Below are 19,965 nucleotides of genomic sequence, written 5' to 3' on the forward strand. Positions count from 1 at the left end.
TTATGTTGATTATTTGTATTTACAGGTCTCTTACCACCTCATATAATTGGGCGTGAGCTGCAAAATGGTTGTCGTCTTCGTATTCCAACCATCCTCCCAACACGTGTGTGGCCTCTTTATCCATAGCAGCAGTGTGCAACAGCGTGCTAATTTGTGCCTCATCTTGTTGCGATGCGATGAAGAAAGCCGTTTCGCCATGCACCTCGTGGCGTATAGCCAGTTCGCCCGTTGCTATATTGGGCAGCGTATAAACAAAGTGAGCAGGCGAAGGAAAGAAGTTATCGGGGTTGGAAATGGTGTCTTGATACTTCACATCACTTGCCAGCGACCCGCTTTTGCCTACGAAGACGATGGCCGTATTATCCTCCAACGCCAGTGTAGGTAAGGAGTCTGTGCCCTTAACCATGAGTTCGCCCACGGCGAAAGCCAGTCGGCTAAGTCCGTCCATCTTATAAAACTTGGGGTAATCGTTGGCCCATTGTTTATAAATGGCTGTTAGTAGGGTTCCGTTGGCGTTGTCTATGTTCAGGTCATTGCCGTCGATGGCAGCCCCATTGGGGGTGATATCCACCTTTCTCAGAGGCATAAGACTGGGCTTTGCGCCCTGTTGGTTGTGTTCGTTGTGGGCATTGCCATCGCCATCGGCCCATTTCCATCGCATGGCCACATTGCATCCGCCGAAGCCCGACAGCATTTTAACAAACGAAGATTTGCTGCTTGCCTGTCGTTGTGCACTGATGAGCAGCGGTTTGCTTACGCCCATCTCGCTAAATCCAGCGGTGGGCAACACCGTTTGGGCCTCAACGGCCATCATCGAGAGAATGGTTTCGAGCACGCCAGCAGCGCCCATCGTGTGCCCGTAGATGCCTTTAAGAGCGTTAACGGGCACATCTTGCAGTTCTGCACGGTGCAAAGCCTTGGCCTCCATCTCGTCGTTATAAGGAGTGGCAGTGCCATGTGCACTCACAAAAGCCAGCTCTTGAGCCTCGTTAGTGCCCATTGCAGCCAAGGCTCGATAACATCCTTCGCCCTTTTTCGACGGACTAGAGATGTGATAAGCATCGTTTCTAACGGCTCCGCCTTCGATGTGCCATGCCTTATTGCAGGTTTTGCCAGCGGATAATATCATTGTTGTCGCTGCTTCGCCAAGGTTCAGTCCGTCGCGATAGAGGTCGAACGGCTTGCAAGGGGCTTGCGAAAAGGCATGAAACGACTGAAAACCCGAAACGATGAAGGCCGATTGCACATCGCAACCGCACACCACCACTTGACGATAACGCCCCATTTGCAACAAACGATGGCCAAAGAGCAGCGCATGAGCGCCCGAAATACAGGCATTGCACATCACATGTGGCGCATTGGGATTGCCCAAAACACGCGCAATGGTATTGGCCGACTGTCCTATGAGTGTGCGTTGGCGTGGTATGTGTGGCTGATTATTGTCGGAAAGCAATTCTACATTGCCCTTGGTGGTGGCAATAACAATGCCCACATCGCTGCTATTGAGGTTTACATCGGCCTGTTGTGCCGCCTGTTTCACCGACAGCACCACGAGCATCTCAAACCTAGAGAGGGGCAACCCCACATCTCCCACATAGCTATTGAAGCGTTGTTCCACGGCGTTATCGTCGAAGAGCGACGCCACAAAGCTTTGTTTAAGCTGCCATTTGCCCTCGTGGGTTTGCAGTTTGTGGTGTCCTTCCAGCACGGCTGCGATATTTTCGTCGCTAGTCCAGCCCAAAGGCGAGGATATGTTGTGTGCAATGCAATGCGTCATCTTATTGATATGATAGGTAAGCGATGTGTTTATGCGAAGCATTTAGCTCCATTTGCGAGACCCAAAAGTGTTTTGTGAGTCACATATAATAGCACAGCGCCATCTATTTCACCTATTATTTTACTCGATAGTCCTTACAAATTAGATATAATTACACCAGTTTCCAGCGTTCTTGCCACGCTTGATAAAATGCCGGTCGATACCATTCAAGTTGGTATTGCTTGTTCATAAAAGCCTGAACACTATGTCCAGTGGCCATCAAAGCATTATCTTCGCTTCGTCTAATTTCGTAATCAAAAATAATTTTGGCAGCTTCGGTGGGCACATAGCTAATATCCACCCTGCATTTCATGCCGTAAACGATGGGTTGACGATACTTAAACGTCAGTTCAACAAGCGGTGCAAAGTATCCATTATCGGCTATGGTGAGGTATTCCAAACCATATTTAGCACCGAAAGCTTCGCGTGCATCCTCGAAGTAAAGGGCATAAGAACCATGCCAAACCACGTTCATCGAGTCTACTTCGCTAAACCTTATCTCTATTTCTTTGGATGCTTGAAGGGTCATTTTTTCTTTTTTTAGAAGTAAGTAATAGGGTTGTAAATAATTAGCAGCTAAGCTTATGCCAGTGAAAACTTGGAATTGTGAGCTGTATTTGTAGTGGATTATTGAGCTTATGGATTGAAAAAGTGACACACACCAACATAACTGTCCACCAATCTCCTAGCCACATACTACTTTACTACCAGCTACATACTACTTTACTACTAGCCAGATACTACTTTACTACCAGCTACATACTACTTTATTACTAGCCACATACTACCTTACTACTAGCTACATACTACTTTACTACTAGCCAGATACTACTTTACTACCAGCTACATACTACCTTACTACTAGCCACATACTACTTTACTACCAGCTACATACTACCTTACTACTAGCCAGATACTACTTTACTACCAGCTACATACTACCTTACTACTAGCCACATACTACTTTACTACTAGCCAGATACTACTTTACTACCAGCTACATACTACTTTACTATCAGCTACATACTACTTTACTCCTTTACTACATTTTCTATCAACGCAATTTTAATTTCGGTTGTAGCCATCGTTTGTCCCTCGCATTCCACGATGGCAGAGGCCAAAGTCATGCCCATCACGTTTTCTTCTACGCGAATAGTGGTTTTGAGTTGTTGGCCAACACGGGGCAAACGCATTACACGGAAGTTACGTATAGCACCGATAAAGCCCAGTTGCACCCCTCGTTTCAGCACATACTTGTTGTAAAAGCCTTGGCGTGCAGCGCATGTTTGTGCGATATTCTCCACCAATCCCTCAGCCGAGAGACAACCATCGTTGGTAAAAATGCCATCTTCGGGCACGGTATAGCCACAAGTAGTGGTGTCGTTGTCAAATCCCAGCAAGCAATCCACCATCACAAACGGGGGCTGTTGGGGCAACAAGTCGCGCACATTCACTGCTTCGGGTTTTGGCATGTGGTTGTTGTCCATATATTAAAGAAGTTAAACCATTGTTCAGGATATTGTCTAACCACGTTCTCCAGTTCGTTAGCATAGGCCTGAGCCAGCAAGGCGATGCGTTCTTTTCGCGGTAAATGTGCTTCAGGCATGGGCAACCGCTTCACCACAGCGTGATAACTACGCGTGCCAGTTTTCACCACTAGCACCACCAATGTGGGCACATCGCGTTGAATAACGGTGGCAAACGGCCCCATAGGGAAAAGCGCTTCGGCGCCAAAGAAGTTGCAAGGCACAGCTTTTTCCGAACCAAAACGCCTGTCGGCCGTCATACTTAGAATCTGTCCTGTGGTAAGCGCCTCGTTAATAGCAAAGAGATGGTTCATGCCATTGCCCACGGGCACCATTCGGATATTGGTTTTTCCAAACTGCTCTTGCCTGTTTTCCATCACCGTTTGTGTTTCTTGACCAAACACCAACATGTAGATGCACTTGCTTTTTGCCACCAAGGTGTATCCGCCCATCTCGTAGTTGCCCACATGTGCGCTAAGCATAGCAAAGGCATCAGGGCCTTTTTCCAGTTCGTTATACAGCTCTAGGTTTTCGGTAGTGATGCGAAACGTTTTGCCTGCATAACGAGCAAAACGGTCTATCATTACCTGTCCGAAGCGGTAATGATTTTTATAACACCACCAAAACGACTTACATGTGCCCCATCCCATGCGCTGGCGATAGAACCCATAGCTAGCTTTAAAGCCCTTACCGAAAAGCATATAGAACGGCACAACCACCGCCACACCCATATAATAGATGTGAAGCGAGAGGAAGCGAAAGCAGTTTATGAGCTGCTGTTGCATCCATCGGTTACCGTCTGTTCGTCCTTGCCATTCCATATCAGCCCTACGGAGATAGCCTTTAGGCGTTGTTCACTTTGCTTTCTATATAGTCGCAGAATTGTCCCAGTGTTGTAATACCAGCCATTTCTTCGGGTTTAATCTTAAAACCGAACTTCTTTTCCACGATAACCACAATGTCAACGAAGTCTAAGCTGTCGATACCTAGGTCGTCTTTGAGCTTTCCTTCGGGAACAATTTTTTCTTCATCAATTTCCAAATCTTCGATAAGGAATTCTCTTACTTTCTCTTCGATTTCTTGTCTTGACATATTCATTTGTATATAATAGTTGTTCGTTAATATAATAATTTAAATGTTGTTGCTATTGTTGTGTGGGGTTTTAGGGTTTCATCACTTCCAAGATGCTGTGTCCTCGGCCCACTCCGTCGTGTGTATGCACCACCTTCAGCCCGGCTTTTTCAATTAGTCTAGCCATATCTTCGCTGTGATACATTTTCGAATTGCCATTGGCCAAGGCTGTAAAGTACACACTGGTCATGGTTAGGCACAGAGCAGTGGTTTCGTAACGTTGCCTATCCCAGAACGTTTCCATGATAAACAGCCTTGTTTGAGGGTTCATCACGGCAGCCGCCTTTTGCAGAATGGCCACGATTTGCGCTTCAGAGAAGCAGTCAAGAAACTGACTCATCCATATCACGTCCCATTCACCTTGTGGCAGTTTGGTGTTTTCGTCTAGCATATTAGCAGGATAATCGCCAATGCGTTCGGCCCCAGGCTTGCCTTGAATGTTGTTGCGCATCATGCCAATTTGGCCAGGAAGGTCAACGATTGTAACCTGCACGTTGTTAGAATGGTTAACACATTTCAAAGCAAAGCGGCCTGTATTGCCACCCACGTCCATGAGTTGTTGTGGATTATGAGCGAAAACGATTTTCAAAGCCTCGTCGAACGAGTGGTCACTATAAAAGTGGTCGAATCCAAACCAGCTTTTTTGCACGTCTTCGGGTAGTTGAGAAAGGCCCTCATAAATTGTTGGCCACGAGCCTAAGGTTTTGAGTCCTTCGGGTTTTTCGTTTTTCAACGCCTCTTCAAGATAGAACAATCCGCGATAGTTAACATCGTGATTGAAGTCCATATTCACACGCGTAGAATCGTCGGTGAGCAGAAACCAGCCCGTTTTCGAGAGCGAGAAGCGGCCTGTTTCTTCGTCAACCAGCACAGTTCCTATCGACAACGAGGCCTCAACCAATATTTTAATGGTGTAAGCCGATAGTTTGGTGCGCTCCACTAGTTCGTCTTGCGTTAGTCCGTCTTGGTTATCACGCAGCAAATCAAGAATACCGAACTTCACCATTAGACGCGAAACTTGGAACACCATGGGTGCCCACGCGATGAATTGTGCTAAACGTTGCGCCTCGCCAGCCGACATGTGTTCTTGGCAATACTTCTTAGATAATGCGGGAAAGAGATGCATAATATTGTTATTTAGTTAACAGGTTTCTTAGTTTTGAGGTTAACAAGGGGGGTTAGAGCCATTGGGCAGCAAGCCAGTGCCTAGCTTTCATGCTGTGTGCGACGGCCCTTTGGCAGTATATTTAAAGGTGTGCGAATGAGCTTTACACCTATATAATAGGCTCAAGGCGTAGCCAATGCACGCCCAGAGCCAAAATATAGAGTTATTTTTTCTTGCAAGCCTTCTTCAAACACTTCACCGAGCGCGCGGCCAGTTTATAGAAGATGTTTGCCAGTCGTTTTGATTCGGTGTATTGGCTACCGCTGGACACATCTTCAACCTGCAGTTTCGATACCTCTTTATTGCCTTCGTAAATCAGCACATCGCAGTTTAAGTGAGCATCACCCGAACCAAACCCAATCACCACAGCCAGTGCAGCGATACCTAGATGCAGTTTTTTCATCTTCACAACAAGGCGCAGCGGTGTGGCATCAGCTTTATCGGCAGTGGCCTGCAGCGCCCCTTTGTTAGATGCATTCCATTTTTCGGCAAACTGGTTCAAGCACAAATCCATGTCGTTTTTCCAGTCGTCTACATTTTTCTCGCCCTTATCTTTAAGATATTGCATGTAGGGTTTGCCCTCAATCATGAGGTCGTTGTAGTCAAGTTCCACCACACACGTGCGTTTATCGTTAACGATGCAGGCGTCGCCCTTTTGAAAAATCACTTCGCTATCGGCCATTGCCTTCGATGTCAAGGCCAACATGGCCAGCGCCATTAAAAGATGTTTCATATTGATTATCTATTGTTTAGTGTCACTATTGAGCGCCTTAGGCACTTACATAGCAGATATTTTGCTTGGCTAAAAACCTAGTGTTCTATTATTTTTTAATCACCAGAGCGCTGTTTGTGCCGCCAAAGCCAAACGAATTGCTCAACACGGTGTTAACCTGTGTGTCGATGCGGTGAGTGGCGAGGCGCAGTTTCTCCGAGTATTCGTCGGGATTTTCAAAGTTGATATTAGGAGCTACAAATCCGCCTTGCATCATCAAGATGGAGTAAACCACCTCGCTAGCGCCAGCCATCCAGCATTCGTGTCCCGTCATTCCTTTAGTAGAGCTAATCCAGGGCATGTGTTGGCCAAACAAGCGGTCGAGTGCCAGCGCCTCAAACATATCGCCTTGCGGTGTGGATGTGGCATGAGCGTTAACATAATCAATATCGGCTGGCGAGAGGTTAGCATCTGTTAGGGCGCGAGTCATGGCTCTAACCGAGCCTTCATCGCTGGGTTGTGATATGCCACCGCCATTGCTTGAGAAGCCATAGCCCACCACTTCGCACAAGATATTGGCGCCACGCGCCACGGCATGGTCGTAATCTTCGAGCACCAAAGCAGCAGCACCGCCACTGGGGATAAGTCCATCGCGGTCGCGATCGAAGGGTCTTGAGGCCCGTTGTGGGTCGTCCATGCGCATAGAGAAAGCACCCAAGGCATCAAAAGTGGCCATCGAATACACGTTCACCTCTTGTGCACCGCCGCACAACACCATTTCTTGCAGGCCTTGTTTAATCATCATATAGCCCAAACCCACCGAGTGACTACCGCTTGCACATGCCGCGCTAACGGTGAAATTGATGCCTCTAAGGTGGAAAATGGTGCTTAGGTTCATCGTAACCGTTGAGTTCATGGCTTGGAAAATGTATCCCGAACCCAGCAATTGCGAGTCGTGTTTCTCGTTCATAATTGCAGCAGCCTCGATAACTGGCGTTGAAGAAGAGTCGTTTCCGAAGATACATCCCACCTCGTTAGCCAACAAATATTCATCGTCTACGCCTGCCATGCCAAACGCTTCACGACTAGCCATGAAGGCATATTCGCCCTCTTCGGGTAGTCCCACGCGCAAACGGCGGTCGAGCAAGCCCTTCAACACGGGTCGTTCCACGATGCCTGTTAGTGCGCTTTGGTATCCGTAGGTAAGTCGAGCCTCATCAATGCCAATGCCCGATTGGCCAGCACGCAATGCGGCTGTTGTCTCTTCGGTGTTTTTTCCCAAGCATCCCCAAACGCCGATGCCTGTTATTGCTACTCTTTTTTGCATTTTATATTATATTAAAGAAAGCCTCATCCCAACGTCTCTTCAAAGAGAGGGCCGTGTAATGTGCCTTGTTTATTCATATTGTGTCGTCATCACTTTCCCCTTACATAGGGAAGCCTTTCACTTTAAACGTTTTAGAGGAAACATCTCAACATATTGCCGCCAATGCTTAAATAGGCTAATCACTCTCCTCTCCCCTTGGAGAGGGGGCGGGGAGTGAGGTCTTTTACAATCCTCCCGTAATGGCGATGGCTTCACCAGTGATGTAAGCCGCTCCATCCGATGCCAAGAAGGCCACCAATGCAGCCACCTCTTCGGCCTTACCAAAGCGTTTCATGGGCACCAATTTTTTCAGTTCGTCTTGGTTTAGGTCGCCCGTCATATCGCTTTCTATAAAACCTGGTGCCACGGCATTCACCGTAACCTTGCGTGCAGCCACCTCTTGAGCCAATGCTTTTGTAGCTCCGATAAGTGCAGCCTTAGCGGCCGAATAGTTTACTTGGCCAGCCATACCCTTCAATCCCGACACAGACGAGATGTTAATCACACGTCCATGGCGGTGGGTAATCATATCTTTGAGCAAGCGACGTGTAAGGTGGAAAAATCCGTTGAGCGATGTATTCACCACGCTTTCCCACTCATCGTTTTGCATAAACACCATCAGGTTGTCGCGCCTAATACCAGCATTGTTTACCAACACATCAATATAGTCGTCGGGATGGCGCTGTTGCCAATCGGCTACAGCCTGTTCGATGGCCTCGGGTTGAGCCACATCAAACTGCAATAGCTCTGCATTACCGCCCTCGGCAACAATTTGTTCAAGTGTTTGTTGTGCAGCCTCGTGGTTGTTAAGGTAGTTAATCACCACGGCATAGCCCTCTTGGGCCATCTTGATAGCTATAGCTCGCCCTATTCCGCGCGATGCCCCTGTTATCAAAGCGTATTTCATTTAGCCTTACTTTTCAAATTATTAGTCTAACCAATAGGTTTCTATTTAGCTTGCAAAGTTAAGTATATTTTTGCGAAATACTATACTATTTGATTATTATATTAGGTGTGGAGCTCATAATTTAGGTGAATTAGAAGTGGCTTAGCAAACCCTATCCACCCATTGTTTTTGTCCTTGAGGCAAGATTTATTTGTTGGGGATAGTGTGTTTCAACTCAAATCAGCCTAACACCGAATTGAGTTGAAATGCAGAAAAGTAAAAGCAGCGAAACCATTTACACGGCTTTTTAAACAGCATCTGTAGGGTTATGCGCGGTACAAAATAGCTTGTAGTGACGCTACAAGCTATCTTGTACTTTCTTATTGCCACAAAATGGTAGAGTATTGGCCAAAAACAAAGAATACAATGACCTTATCCGCCCACTATTTTTTTAATATCGTTCAGTTTATTGAGTGCCTCCATGGGGGTGAGATTGTTGATATCAAGTCCCAAAATCTCGTCGCGAATTTGCGAAAGCACGGGGTCGTCTAGTTGGAAGAAGCTTAATTGCATGCCTTCTCTACTCTCATCCAGATGCTTAACACTGGGTTTGCCCACCGTTCCGCCCACTTGTGCATTGTCGGCTTCAAGCTGTTTGAGCACGGTGTTGGCCCTTTTCACGATGCTTTTGGGCATTCCAGCGATGTCGGCCACGTGTATACCAAACGAGTGTTCGCTACCTCCGCGTTCCAATCGTCGCATGAAGATAATCTTACCATCCACTTCTTTCACGCTCACATTGAAATTTTTGATGCGTTTGAAGTTCTTTTCCATCTCGTTGAGTTCGTGATAGTGGGTGGCAAAGAGTGTTCGGGCGCGCGCTTTAGGCTGTTCGTGCAAGTATTCCACAATGGCCCAGGCAATACTTATGCCGTCGTAGGTGGATGTTCCACGGCCCAACTCGTCGAAAAGCACCAGCGAACGGGGCGATACATTGTTGAGAATGTTCGAGGCCTCGGTCATTTCTACCATAAAAGTAGACTCGCCCTGGGCTATATTGTCGCTAGCTCCCACACGTGTAAATATCTTATCGACCAATCCCACGCGTGCACTTTCGGCCGGAACGAAACATCCCACCTGGGCCAGAAGCACGATAAGCGCTGTTTGGCGTAGCAAAGCCGACTTACCGGCCATGTTGGGACCAGTGATAATGATGATTTGTTGGCGTTCGGTGTCGAGCAGAATATCATTGGGCACGTAGTGTTCGCCGGGTGGAAGTTGGGTTTCGATAACAGGATGTCGGCCTTGGCGTATGTCCAGAGCATCGCTATCTTCAATCACGGGGCGCACATATCGGTTTTCTTCGGCCGTTTTGGCAAAACTAAGTAGGCAGTCGAGTCGTGCCACCACGTTGGCATTGATTTGAATTTGAGGGATAAACTCTTGTGTGGCAGCGATAAGTTCGTTGAAAAGACGTTCTTCAAGCGATTGAATTTTCTCATCGGCGCCCAATATTCTTTCCTCGTATTCTTTAAGTTCTTGCGTGATATAGCGTTCGGCTTGGGCCAAAGTTTGCTTACGCACCCACTCTTCGGGCACTTTATCTTTATAGGTGTTGCGCACTTCGAGGTAGTAGCCAAACACGTTGTTGTAGCCAATTTTTAGACTACTGATGCCAGTAGCCTCGGCTTCGCGCTGCTGAATGTCGATAAGGAAGTCGCGCCCGCCACGCGAGATGTTGCGCAGTTCGTCGAGTTCGGGGCAAAATCCCTCGGCAATAACGTTGCCGCGGTTCACCACCAGGGGTGGGTCGGGTTGTATTTCGTGTTCAATTCGGTCGCGCAGACTTTCGCAAAGGTTCATTTGTTCGCCTATTTGGCGTATCGTTTCGTTCTCCGCTTCAAGGCAAGCAATCTTTAAAGGCTGAATAGCTTGCAGTGCATTTTTGAGTTGAACCATCTCGCGAGGCGACACACGTCCAACGGCAACCTTCGAGATAATGCGTTCGAGATCGCCAATTCGGTGCAGCTGTTCGTCGAGAAGTGCGCGAAAATCGGGGTAACGAAAGATGTAATCCACCACATCTAGGCGTTGTTCGATGGGTTTTACCTCTTTAAGTGGGAACACCAGCCATCGTCTTAGCAAGCGTCCACCCATGGCAGTAACGGTGCGGTCTACCACATTGAGCAGCGAAGCGCCATCTTCTTGCATGGGTTGAATCAGTTCGAGCGAGCGAATGGTGAACTTATCCAGTCGCACATAGCGGTCTTCCTCAATAAGGGCGAGGGCCGTAATGTGTGCGATATTGTTGTGTTGCGTAATCTCAAGATACTGCATAATGGCGCCAGCAGCCACCACCCCACTTTGTACATGCTCCACACCAAAGCCTTTAAGGTTTTTTGTTCCAAAGTGTTTAAGCAATTTTTGTCGAGCCGTTTGTTCGGTAAACACCCAATCATCGAGTTCGAACACACAATGTTTATTACCAAAATAGCGTTCAAAGTCTTTTTTATGTGTGCGTTCGTAGAGCACTTCTTTAGGTGCAAAGCTTCCTAGCAGCTTCTCCACATAGTCGAACGAGCCTTGCCCTGTGATAAATTCGCCAGTAGAAATATCGAGAAAAGCCACACCGCAGGCCGTTTTACCGAAGTGCACAGCAGCCAAAAAATTGTTTTCTTTGTAATTCAGAACGGTGTCGCCCATGGCTACACCCGGTGTAACCAGTTCGGTAATACCACGTTTAACGAGCGTTTTCGTTAGTTTAGGGTCTTCTAATTGGTCGCAGATGGCCACGCGTTTGCCAGCTCTAATAAGCTTAGGCAGATAGGTATCAAGGGCATGATGTGGAAATCCGGCCATCTCAGTGGCATCGCTATTGCCTTTATTGTTGCGCTTAGTGAGTGTAATTCCTAGCACGCGAGCAGCCTCAACGGCATCTTCGCTGTAGGTTTCGTAGAAGTCGCCGCAACGGAAAAGCAACAAGGCATCAGGATGTTTGGCCTTGAAAGAATAAAATTGCTTCATCATGGGGGTTAACCCCTGATCGTTTTGCGCCATTGTATGAATTGGGTTTGAGTGAACAATTTGTTTAGTAATGGGGTAAGCTGGGTTTGGATGGCAGAATATTTAGGATGCCTTGCATAGCTAGAAAACCTATTAGAAGCTAAAAACCTATCGCCGCTATCTAGTTAACCTCAGACGAAACAGCGCCCCTCAAGCCCTTCATACCCACAACGTAAGCCTTAGCCGAACCAAATTTCAGGTTCATATCAATGCGCACGGGCACGTGGTTGGCATCATCGGTAACAAAGAAGCGAGCAATCTCTCTGGGTTTGCTATTGGGTTTGCGCTCGATGTAAGCCAGTTCAAGGCAGCGATATTTAATTTTGTTATCGGCCTTCACTGTGGTTTTTCCGTTATAGCGTAGCACAGCGGGTATAAACTCATCGCCTTCGGCCACGGTAAAGGGAATTTCGTTGCCGTTTTTCCATCCTTCGGGGTTAAACGAACGCGCTCTCAAGAAGATGTTCATCATGTCGAACACACACTCTTCTAGCGTTTTGTTACCCCAAAAGTGATTGCCATCGTGATACTGGCGATGCTGTTTGATATGGCATTTGCCATCGGCATAACTGTAATACACCTCGTCTACGGTGTAACGACTGCCTTCGTGCGCCCCTTTTCGATAGTAAAGCGGAGCCATATCCAAAGAAGAATAACACAGAAGTGTATCGCGAAGTATGAAAAAATTGTCTACTTTGCTGTTGCCACGCGTGATAAGACTGCCACGATAGGCGGGCTTGCCGTTATAAAGACTTTGAACCACCGACATAGATGCCGTGCCTGCCTTTACCCAAATAAACTTCCAGTTGAAGTAAAGGTTATAAGTAAGAAACTCTCCCGACTTAAATGCGGTGTTGCGAAACGTACATTGTGCTTGCGATTGAGCTGCCACAAAAAACAGGGCGAGCATCAAAATCAACTTTATCTTCTTCATCTCGTTTTTTCTTTTTATGCGATATGCTAGTGGTTTTACACGAGCATACGCGGGTTATGACATGAGAGAAGGCGCGAGGCCTTCACTTTGCGCGTTGGTTTTGTTAGGGGTTAGGGCCACGAGGCGAGGCGATGTACTTGCGCAAATGGCGTTGGATGCCTATTAGTGATGTGTATGCGACGAACCTTTTCACTTCAAGTTGTTGGGCAAAGGTATGCCCATTTGTATGGCTCTCTCAAGATTACGGCGTTTAATGGTCTTGCGTTTATCGGCCTTTTGCTTGGTAATCTTACCCGGTTTTTGTTCGTTTAGCTGTTTAGCAATGGGGTTCCACGTGCGTGTGGCATCCCAATTGGCCTTACATTCTATTTCTTCGGGGAAGTAATACACTGTTTCGGGTTCAAGGCCATGATAGTAATCGCCCGTGTCCCAGCGTCCATTGCCATTGCGGTCTACAAACAATCGCAGGTAATAAGTGGCCGGAGGCAGATAGTAGAAGTTGGCCATACCAGCCACGGCGCGCGTTTGTTTCACCACGGCATCTTGTGCATTGAGCAACTGAACCACCACATTAGAATCGGTAAGCGCAGTAAGCGTCACGGCCAATGTAGCAAATTCGTTGTCGTCTTTCACCTTAAAGCCCTGCTTAATCTTGCCCGAAGCCACCCCGTAGATGTCGGTGAAGGCCAATGAGTCGAACTCTAGACTGTATTCAACGCCTGGTTTCCATTCAGCTTGTAGCTCCAGCCTTCGTCGATGCAAGAGATTGGTTCCCACCGGAGCCACACTGTCTGCCGCTTCGCGCACCCTAATGCGATAGCGAGCCTCAAACCACAGCGTGTCGCGCTTGCTATAAAGGTGCACTTTGGTAGAATCGAGCCTTTGCAAGGGCGTTGGTAGCATTATCGAAACATTCTCGTCGGGGGCCATATTGCTGTTAACATTGAGTTGAACGGCCAGAATTTCGGGTTGCATTTGCGTTTCGTAGGGGTCGCCTTTCTTCTTAGCTTTCTCCTGAGCCTTCTTCCATTCGTCCACTTTCTTTTGCTTTTCTTTCATTCGTTTGGCATAAGGCGTTTTCGAAAGCAGTTCAAGTGTGTCGGTGTTAAGGCGCAGATTGCCCAGCGTGTCGGTGCCCAGATATTGCATTTGCATGCGCAAGGTGTCTTGATTAACCAGCATTGAATCTTTAATCCAATAGGTTATCGAGTCTTTTTTAAGCGATGGCATCACCACAAAAGCCTTATCGGCATTATCGAAGTTTAGTCCTTTGATTTGTGGTAGTTCGTTGTTTCCTGCCGTAAATACGAGCGAGAAACACTCGGGCTTGGTTCTTTCGGCCTTAACGAAGTATCTATCGGTTAGCACATGCGTGAAAGCGCGCAGCATAACATTGTCGGGCAGGAAGTGTGTGTAGCTCACTCGCGAGATAGAATCAATGCGAAGCGAGTCGCGCCAAATGGTGTCTTGCCTTACATCAGGCTTAGACGAGGGCACAATAATCTCGCGATTGAAGGCCATTTTTTCGCTCTTTTGAGTGAGATGATAGTCGCCATCCACATCTTGCAAGGCGTAAATGCGATATTTTCCAGCAGCCACGCCACGAATAATAAAGTGTCCACGCGCATCGGTTTTGGCCACTCTCACCATTGGTAGCTTAAGAAAAGCGCTATCCTCAAGGTTGGAATACAGGCCCACGAGAATGCCTTTCACCGGTTCGAGGTTGTCGGCATCAAGCACCCAGCCAGCAACTTCCATCGTATCGATGTGTTCGCCAGTAGAGAAAGTGTAGGTATAGTTGCCCAAGGGATTGCCTTCGTTGTTATCAGATATAGCATCCGAGAAGTCAACGGTGTAGGTAGTGTTAGGCTTGAGCGAGTCTTTCAGTTCGATATTGATGTATTTTCCACCCGCTTTAATATCTGGTGCTTCAAGTTGAGGTGGCGAAACCACCACGTTTTCGGTGGCGTTTTCAAGCTTAATAAACTCATTGAAGCGTATGTGCAGCTTGCGCGAGCCAACGCCAGTGGCCTTTTCGGCTGGAGTTGCTCCCACCACTTTGGGCGGTGTTTCGTCGTACCAACCACCGTCGGGGTTACCCATTCGGGCGCATGCGGCCATCAAAACCACTGCAAACAACAACAAAACCAACTGCCACACCTTGCCTTTAAGGGCGTTGGTGCGTGTTGTGTTGTGCGTAAAGTGCGTGTTGTTGCGTTCCTTCATATTTACTTTTTACCTGCTATTGCTATTTTTACACCTTATAATAAGGTGTGATTATTCTATTATTTAATGGTTTGCGTGCTACTGATGCACACAATTCGGCATTCCGCAAAGGTAACAATAAAAAATGAAATTGCCCGCCTTGTTCATGGTTTTTGGCTTGATGTTAGAGATTATTTGCCTTGTTTACTGGGATGAATTCCCTGTTATTAAAGATTACGTGCCTTGTAAATAGAGATTATTTGGTTTGTTGGTAATGAATATTTGCCATATTGCCGGTTGTTCTCCATAGGCGTTGCACATTCACAAACAGTCTTTTTATATAACATTCCGCCAATTTTCTTGCTTATTTTCTAGTCAAAAAACAACCATCGTACTGTTCTTTTATCCCTCTAAACGTTAAAATTTTGTTCTTTTCTATCCCTCGTTTGTATTTCTATAAAAAAAATATTCATAGGCTTGATGGTTTTAAGTAAATTCCACTAACTTTGCATACGTTAGTGGCTCTTTGTGCAACAGGTGTGCATCGTCATGCATTTTGCTTACAAAAACGAAGTCCATCAACAAGAAACAAGTAGGCTATAGCACTGCTAAATAACGCTCAACAAAAGCAAATTATAATTTACAGCTAGTAATAAAATAAACCGACAAACTTACCATGCTATCAGAAAACGACAGGAAAGCTATTCTTGAGCTCATACATCGACAAGTGGTTCCAGCCATTGGATGTACAGAGCCCATCGCCGTGGCCCTTTGTGCGGCCAAGGCTAAAGAACTTTTAGGCTGCACGCCCGAACGTATTGACGTGCGACTGAGTGCAAACGTACTTAAAAACGCTATGGGAGTGGGCATTCCTGGAACGGGAATGATTGGACTTCCCATTGCTATTGCGCTGGGTGTACTCATCGGCGACAGCGAAAAACAATTGGAAGTGCTCAAGGGTTGCACACCCGAAAGCGTGAAATTGGGCAAACAAATGATTGCCGAAAACCGCATCGACATTAAGTTGGAGACCGAAGACACCAACAAACTCTTCATCAACATCACTTGCACTAGCGGTAACGAAATGGCCGAAGCGCGCATCAAAGGGTCGCACACCAACTTTGTTTTCCTGCGTAAGAATAGCGAAGTGCTGCTCGACAGAGCTGCTTGCAGTGCCGAAGCGGTGGCTAAAACCGATGTGGAACTGTCTATGCGCAAGGTTTATGAGTTTGCTACCGAGTCGCCACTGAGTGATTTGCGCTTTATTCTCGAAGCTAAAACACTGAACGAAAACGCATCGCGATGTGGACTGGAAGACAACTACGGACACCAACTGGGCAAAACCATGTGCAGCCCACTAGGAAAGGGCGTGCTTGGCGATAGCATTTTCGCCCACATTCTCTCGGCAACGGGTGGCGCATGCGATGCACGTATGGCCGGTGCAATGGTGCCTGTGATGAGCAATAGTGGCAGTGGCAACCAAGGTATCTGCACCACAGTGCCCGTTACTACCTTTGCGCGCGAGAACCACAACACCGAAGAGGAACTCGTTCGCGCCCTCATCATCAGCAATCTCACGGCCATCTACATCAAACAACACCTCGGAACGCTCTCGGCCTTGTGCGGATGCGTGGTGGCAAGCACTGGAAGTAGCTGCGGAATAACCTTTCTCATGGGCGGAAATTTCGAACAAATATGCTACTCGGTGAAGAATATGATTGCCAATCTCACGGGAATGATATGCGACGGGGCTAAACCTTCGTGCGCCCTTAAGCTCTCAACGGGTGTTAGCACGGCCGTGTTGAGCGCCATGTTGGCCATTCAACACAAATATGTTACTTCGGTAGAGGGTATTATCGACGACGATGTAGACCGCTCTATACGTAACCTTGCTGCCATTGGTAGCCGAGGAATGGACGAAACAGATAAGTTTGTGCTTGACATTATGACGCACAAATCGTGTTAACTAGAAAAAGCTATATACAATAAAAACCACCTAGTAAACTTTAATTAAATAATAAACAAAACAAAACCCCACTAGATATGAATAAATTTAGATTTGCCTTACTGACAGCTTTGCTAGCTGTCTTTGCGCTGGGGGCATCGGCTCAGATGCAAGAACCAGTACATGTAAGCGTACAACAAAAACAGGTTTCACCTACAGAAGTTGATGTTATCTTCACTGCTAAGATTGATAACGGATGGCATGTCTACTCTACAGGACTGCCAAGCGGTGGACCTATCTCGGCTACCGTTACCACCGAAAAGGCCGAAGGCGCTCAAGCTGCAGGAAAACTGCAAGCTAAAGGAAAAGAACTGAGCAACTACGACAAATTGTTTGAAATGAAGTTGCGCTACTTTGAAAACGCCGTGAGCTTTGTTCAAAGATATAAGATAACTGGAAAAACCTATCATATTAAAGGTTATCTGGAGTATGGCGCATGCAACGACCAAAATTGTTTGCCTCCTACGCAAGTGGAATTCGACTTTAAAGGCAACGGACCTGCCAATGCTCCCGATGCCAAAGAAACGAAAACTCCTGCACAACTGGCTAAAGAAAAAGCCGACTCGCTCGCTGCTCTGGCAGCTGCCAACAACAAAACTGAAGCCGACACCACACAAAAGGCTGCCACAACAGCTGTTAATAGCGATAACGACAACGTGGCACAAGCTGGACTTTGGGCACCCGTAGTGGCCGAACTGCAAGCCTATAACGGCGATCAAGGTAAGTCGGACAATTCTATTTTCTACATCTTTGCCATGGGTTTCATAGGCGGTTTGCTCGCACTTTTCACACCTTGCGTGTGGCCTATCATCCCCATGACGGTGAGTTTTTTTCTCAAACGCTCACAAAATAAGGCTAAGGGCATACGCGATGCCCTCACTTATGGCGTGAGCATCATCGTTATATACGTGGCATTAGGTCTTGCCGTAACCGCTGCCTTTGGGCCTTCGGCACTCAACTCGCTGTCTACAAACGCTGTATTCAACATTCTGTTCTGCCTTTTGCTCATCGTTTTCGCCCTCTCGTTCTTTGGATGGTTCGAAATTCGCCTACCCGACAAATGGGGTAACGCTGTAGACAGCAAAGCTTCGTCAACTAGTGGCATCCTTAGCATCTTCCTCATGGCCTTCACTTTGGCCCTGGTGTCGTTCTCTTGCACTGGCCCTATCATCGGTTTCTTGCTCGTTCAGGTATCTACTTCGGGCAGCATCATGGGTCCTGGCATTGGTATGCTGGGTTTCGCCGTGGCTTTAGCTCTGCCCTTTACGCTGTTTGCCCTGTTCCCAACGTGGCTTAAGAAAGCTCCTAAATCGGGTAGTTGGATGAACACTATCAAGGTTGTACTGGGCTTTATCGAACTGGCTTTCGCCTTAAAGTTCTTCTCTGTGGCCGACTTGGCTTACGGATGGCATTTGCTCGACCGCGAAGTGTTCCTCTCAATATGGATTGCACTGTTCTTCTTACTCGGTCTGTACCTCATCGGTAGACTTAAATTTGCTAGCGACCAAGGTAGTTCTGATGCCATGCCCGTGCCCTGTGTGATGCTTGGTTTGGTGTCGTTTGCCTTTGCCATCTATATGGTTCCTGGCCTTTGGGGTGCTCCCTGCAAGGCTGTTAGCGCCTTTGCACCACCCATGAACACACAAGACTTCAACCTCTATCACAACGAAGTGCGCGCTCAATACGATAGTTACGAAGAGGGTATGGCCGCTGCTGCTGCTCAAGGCAAACCTGTACTCATCGACTTTACGGGCTTTGGCTGTGTTAACTGCCGCAAAATGGAGGCTGCTGTGTGGACCGATCCGCAGGTTGCCGACAAGCTTACTAAGGAATATGTGCTTATTTCGCTCTATGTTGACGATAAGAAGCCGCTGCCCGAACCTATCGAAGTGACCGAGAACGGACAAAAACGAACACTGAGAACCGTTGGTGATAAGTGGAGCTACTTGCAACGCAGCAAGTTTGGAGCTAACGCTCAGCCCTTCTATGTGGCTGTTAACAACGAGGGTAAACCCATTGCCCGCTCGTATAGCTACGACGAAAACATTTCGCATTACATGGATTTCCTTAACCAAGGACTTACCAACTATAAGAAGTAAGCGCCCCACGTGGGTAGCAATGCTTCTCTCTTTGGGGCTTAAACACATGGCCTCACATTCACTAACCTGCTTAATGGTGCATTGTTGTTGCACCTTTAGGCAGGTTTTTTCGTGCCCAAGCGTGCCTTGTTTTGTAAATTATTCGGCTTAGATTTTAACAAAAATCTAGGCGTTTTTCTAAGTCGCGCCCACACTTGTCTGCATAAATTGGAGTATTAGGAGGGGTTTGCTGCATATTTTTTGCATAATCGGGGCAAAAGTTGGTGCGCTACGAAATATGGTAGCTGTGTGTTTCTATCAGTCCATTACTTGTTTTTCTGTCTAAAATTCTGTCTAAAATTCGTCTTTATTGGCCCTACAAATCAGGTATAAGCTTGATAATCAAGCATATATAAGAAACTAAAAGTGAGACTAAGGGCTTGATGCAAACACATTTCTTACCTACTCCTTAGTCTCAACACTTTGCAAAATGGTGCAAAACACACTGCGTTTTGCAGCAAAACACACTGCTAACTCGTGCTAAACGCAGTGCTAACTCGTGCTAAACGCAAGGCTAAATGCAGCAAAACGCAAGGTGTGTGAGCAAAGAGCGCGGCCAATTTTATGCAAAAACAACTGACATGAACCACAAAAAAAAGTGGGAAAAAGGCGCAATAAGCATAGAATTAGCACCTTTTTCCCACTAAAAACTCAAAAAGCAGCGCAAAAGTTATGATTTAAGCTCCTGCCTTTATGCAATATTCATTTTTGTGTTAGCGTGCTTATGCACAAGCACTTACACCATTTTGGTCTCGTTTGGGGCATTAAAAGCCTATTTTGGGGCATCGCCTACAAGCGTTTTTGCCTTTCTAGAAGTGGTGTAGTACTGAAATGCGTTTTGTAAAGTCTATTTACCGTAGCTTTCAATCATTACACCCAGCTTTTTAAACCCAAATCAATTGTAAGACCACTAATCACACAATTGATGTTGCTTACATTTCATCCAGTTCATCTTTTGTTTGTTTGTCGGCATCTTGCCTATGATATTGTTTGAGCGTAGTGCACCACATTTTCAATA

General features: G+C 46.9%; 14 protein-coding genes. 2 read left to right on the plus strand and 12 right to left on the minus strand.

Annotated elements, in window-relative coordinates; translation table 11 throughout:
* Nucleotides 1–19 precede the first annotated feature (19 nt).
* The 12 genes from QME03_RS09655 to QME03_RS09710 form a co-directional block, all read right to left on the minus strand.
* A complete protein-coding gene (locus QME03_RS09655; RefSeq protein WP_281724241.1) occupies nt 20–1,819 on the minus strand; it encodes a beta-ketoacyl synthase N-terminal-like domain-containing protein in 1,800 nt (599 codons plus the stop codon).
* A gap of 109 nt (nt 1,820–1,928) precedes the next feature.
* On the minus strand, nt 1,929–2,345 hold the full coding sequence (locus QME03_RS09660; protein ID WP_025816969.1) for an acyl-CoA thioesterase: 417 nt from the start codon (nt 2,343–2,345) through the stop codon (nt 1,929–1,931).
* A 502-nt stretch (nt 2,346–2,847) separates the two neighbouring features.
* Nucleotides 2,848–3,303: a pseudouridylate synthase gene (locus tag QME03_RS09665; protein WP_025816117.1), complete on the minus strand. Its 456-nt coding sequence runs from the start codon at nt 3,301–3,303 to the stop codon at nt 2,848–2,850.
* The gene (locus QME03_RS09670) at nt 3,267–4,163 is read right to left on the minus strand and encodes a lysophospholipid acyltransferase family protein (protein ID WP_025816118.1); all 897 of its coding nucleotides are present in this window, start codon (nt 4,161–4,163) and stop codon (nt 3,267–3,269) included. Before QME03_RS09670 ends, QME03_RS09665 begins: the two co-directional genes overlap by 37 nt.
* A gap of 22 nt (nt 4,164–4,185) precedes the next feature.
* Nucleotides 4,186–4,434 carry an acyl carrier protein gene (locus QME03_RS09675; protein ID WP_009230624.1) on the minus strand — a complete coding sequence of 83 codons (249 nt, stop codon included), beginning with the start codon at nt 4,432–4,434 and terminating at the stop codon, nt 4,186–4,188.
* Between the two features lie 70 nt (nt 4,435–4,504).
* A complete protein-coding gene (locus QME03_RS09680; RefSeq protein WP_281724242.1) occupies nt 4,505–5,599 on the minus strand; it encodes a FlxJ family methyltransferase in 1,095 nt (364 codons plus the stop codon).
* A gap of 202 nt (nt 5,600–5,801) precedes the next feature.
* Entirely contained in the window at nt 5,802–6,371 is a 570-nt protein-coding gene (locus tag QME03_RS09685; RefSeq protein ID WP_281724243.1) for a hypothetical protein, read from the minus strand.
* Between the two features lie 88 nt (nt 6,372–6,459).
* Entirely contained in the window at nt 6,460–7,677 is a 1,218-nt protein-coding gene (locus QME03_RS09690) for a beta-ketoacyl-[acyl-carrier-protein] synthase family protein (protein ID WP_281724244.1), read from the minus strand.
* A 223-nt stretch (nt 7,678–7,900) separates the two neighbouring features.
* Nucleotides 7,901–8,623, minus strand: a complete 723-nt coding sequence (gene flxB, locus QME03_RS09695; protein ID WP_025816125.1) for a flexirubin biosynthesis SDR family reductase FlxB — start codon at nt 8,621–8,623, stop codon at nt 7,901–7,903.
* A gap of 411 nt (nt 8,624–9,034) precedes the next feature.
* Entirely contained in the window at nt 9,035–11,659 is a 2,625-nt protein-coding gene (gene mutS, locus QME03_RS09700) for a DNA mismatch repair protein MutS (protein ID WP_110370142.1), read from the minus strand.
* A 127-nt stretch (nt 11,660–11,786) separates the two neighbouring features.
* On the minus strand, nt 11,787–12,599 hold the full coding sequence (locus QME03_RS09705; RefSeq protein ID WP_273112241.1) for a DUF3108 domain-containing protein: 813 nt from the start codon (nt 12,597–12,599) through the stop codon (nt 11,787–11,789).
* A 189-nt stretch (nt 12,600–12,788) separates the two neighbouring features.
* On the minus strand, nt 12,789–14,825 hold the full coding sequence (locus QME03_RS09710) for an Ig-like domain-containing protein (protein ID WP_281724245.1): 2,037 nt from the start codon (nt 14,823–14,825) through the stop codon (nt 12,789–12,791).
* A 655-nt stretch (nt 14,826–15,480) separates the two neighbouring features.
* Between QME03_RS09710 and QME03_RS09715 the strand changes: the two genes are divergently transcribed.
* Nucleotides 15,481–16,770, plus strand: a complete 1,290-nt coding sequence (locus tag QME03_RS09715; protein WP_274946659.1) for an L-cysteine desulfidase family protein — start codon at nt 15,481–15,483, stop codon at nt 16,768–16,770.
* A gap of 77 nt (nt 16,771–16,847) precedes the next feature.
* Nucleotides 16,848–18,908 (plus strand): protein-disulfide reductase DsbD family protein, encoded by a 2,061-nt coding sequence (locus QME03_RS09720; protein WP_110370144.1) that lies wholly within the window; start codon nt 16,848–16,850, stop codon nt 18,906–18,908.
* The last annotated feature ends 1,057 nt before the right edge of the window (nt 18,909–19,965 follow it).

This window comes from Hoylesella shahii, from assembly GCF_937990675.1.
Lineage (GTDB): Bacteria > Bacteroidota > Bacteroidia > Bacteroidales > Bacteroidaceae > Prevotella > Prevotella shahii.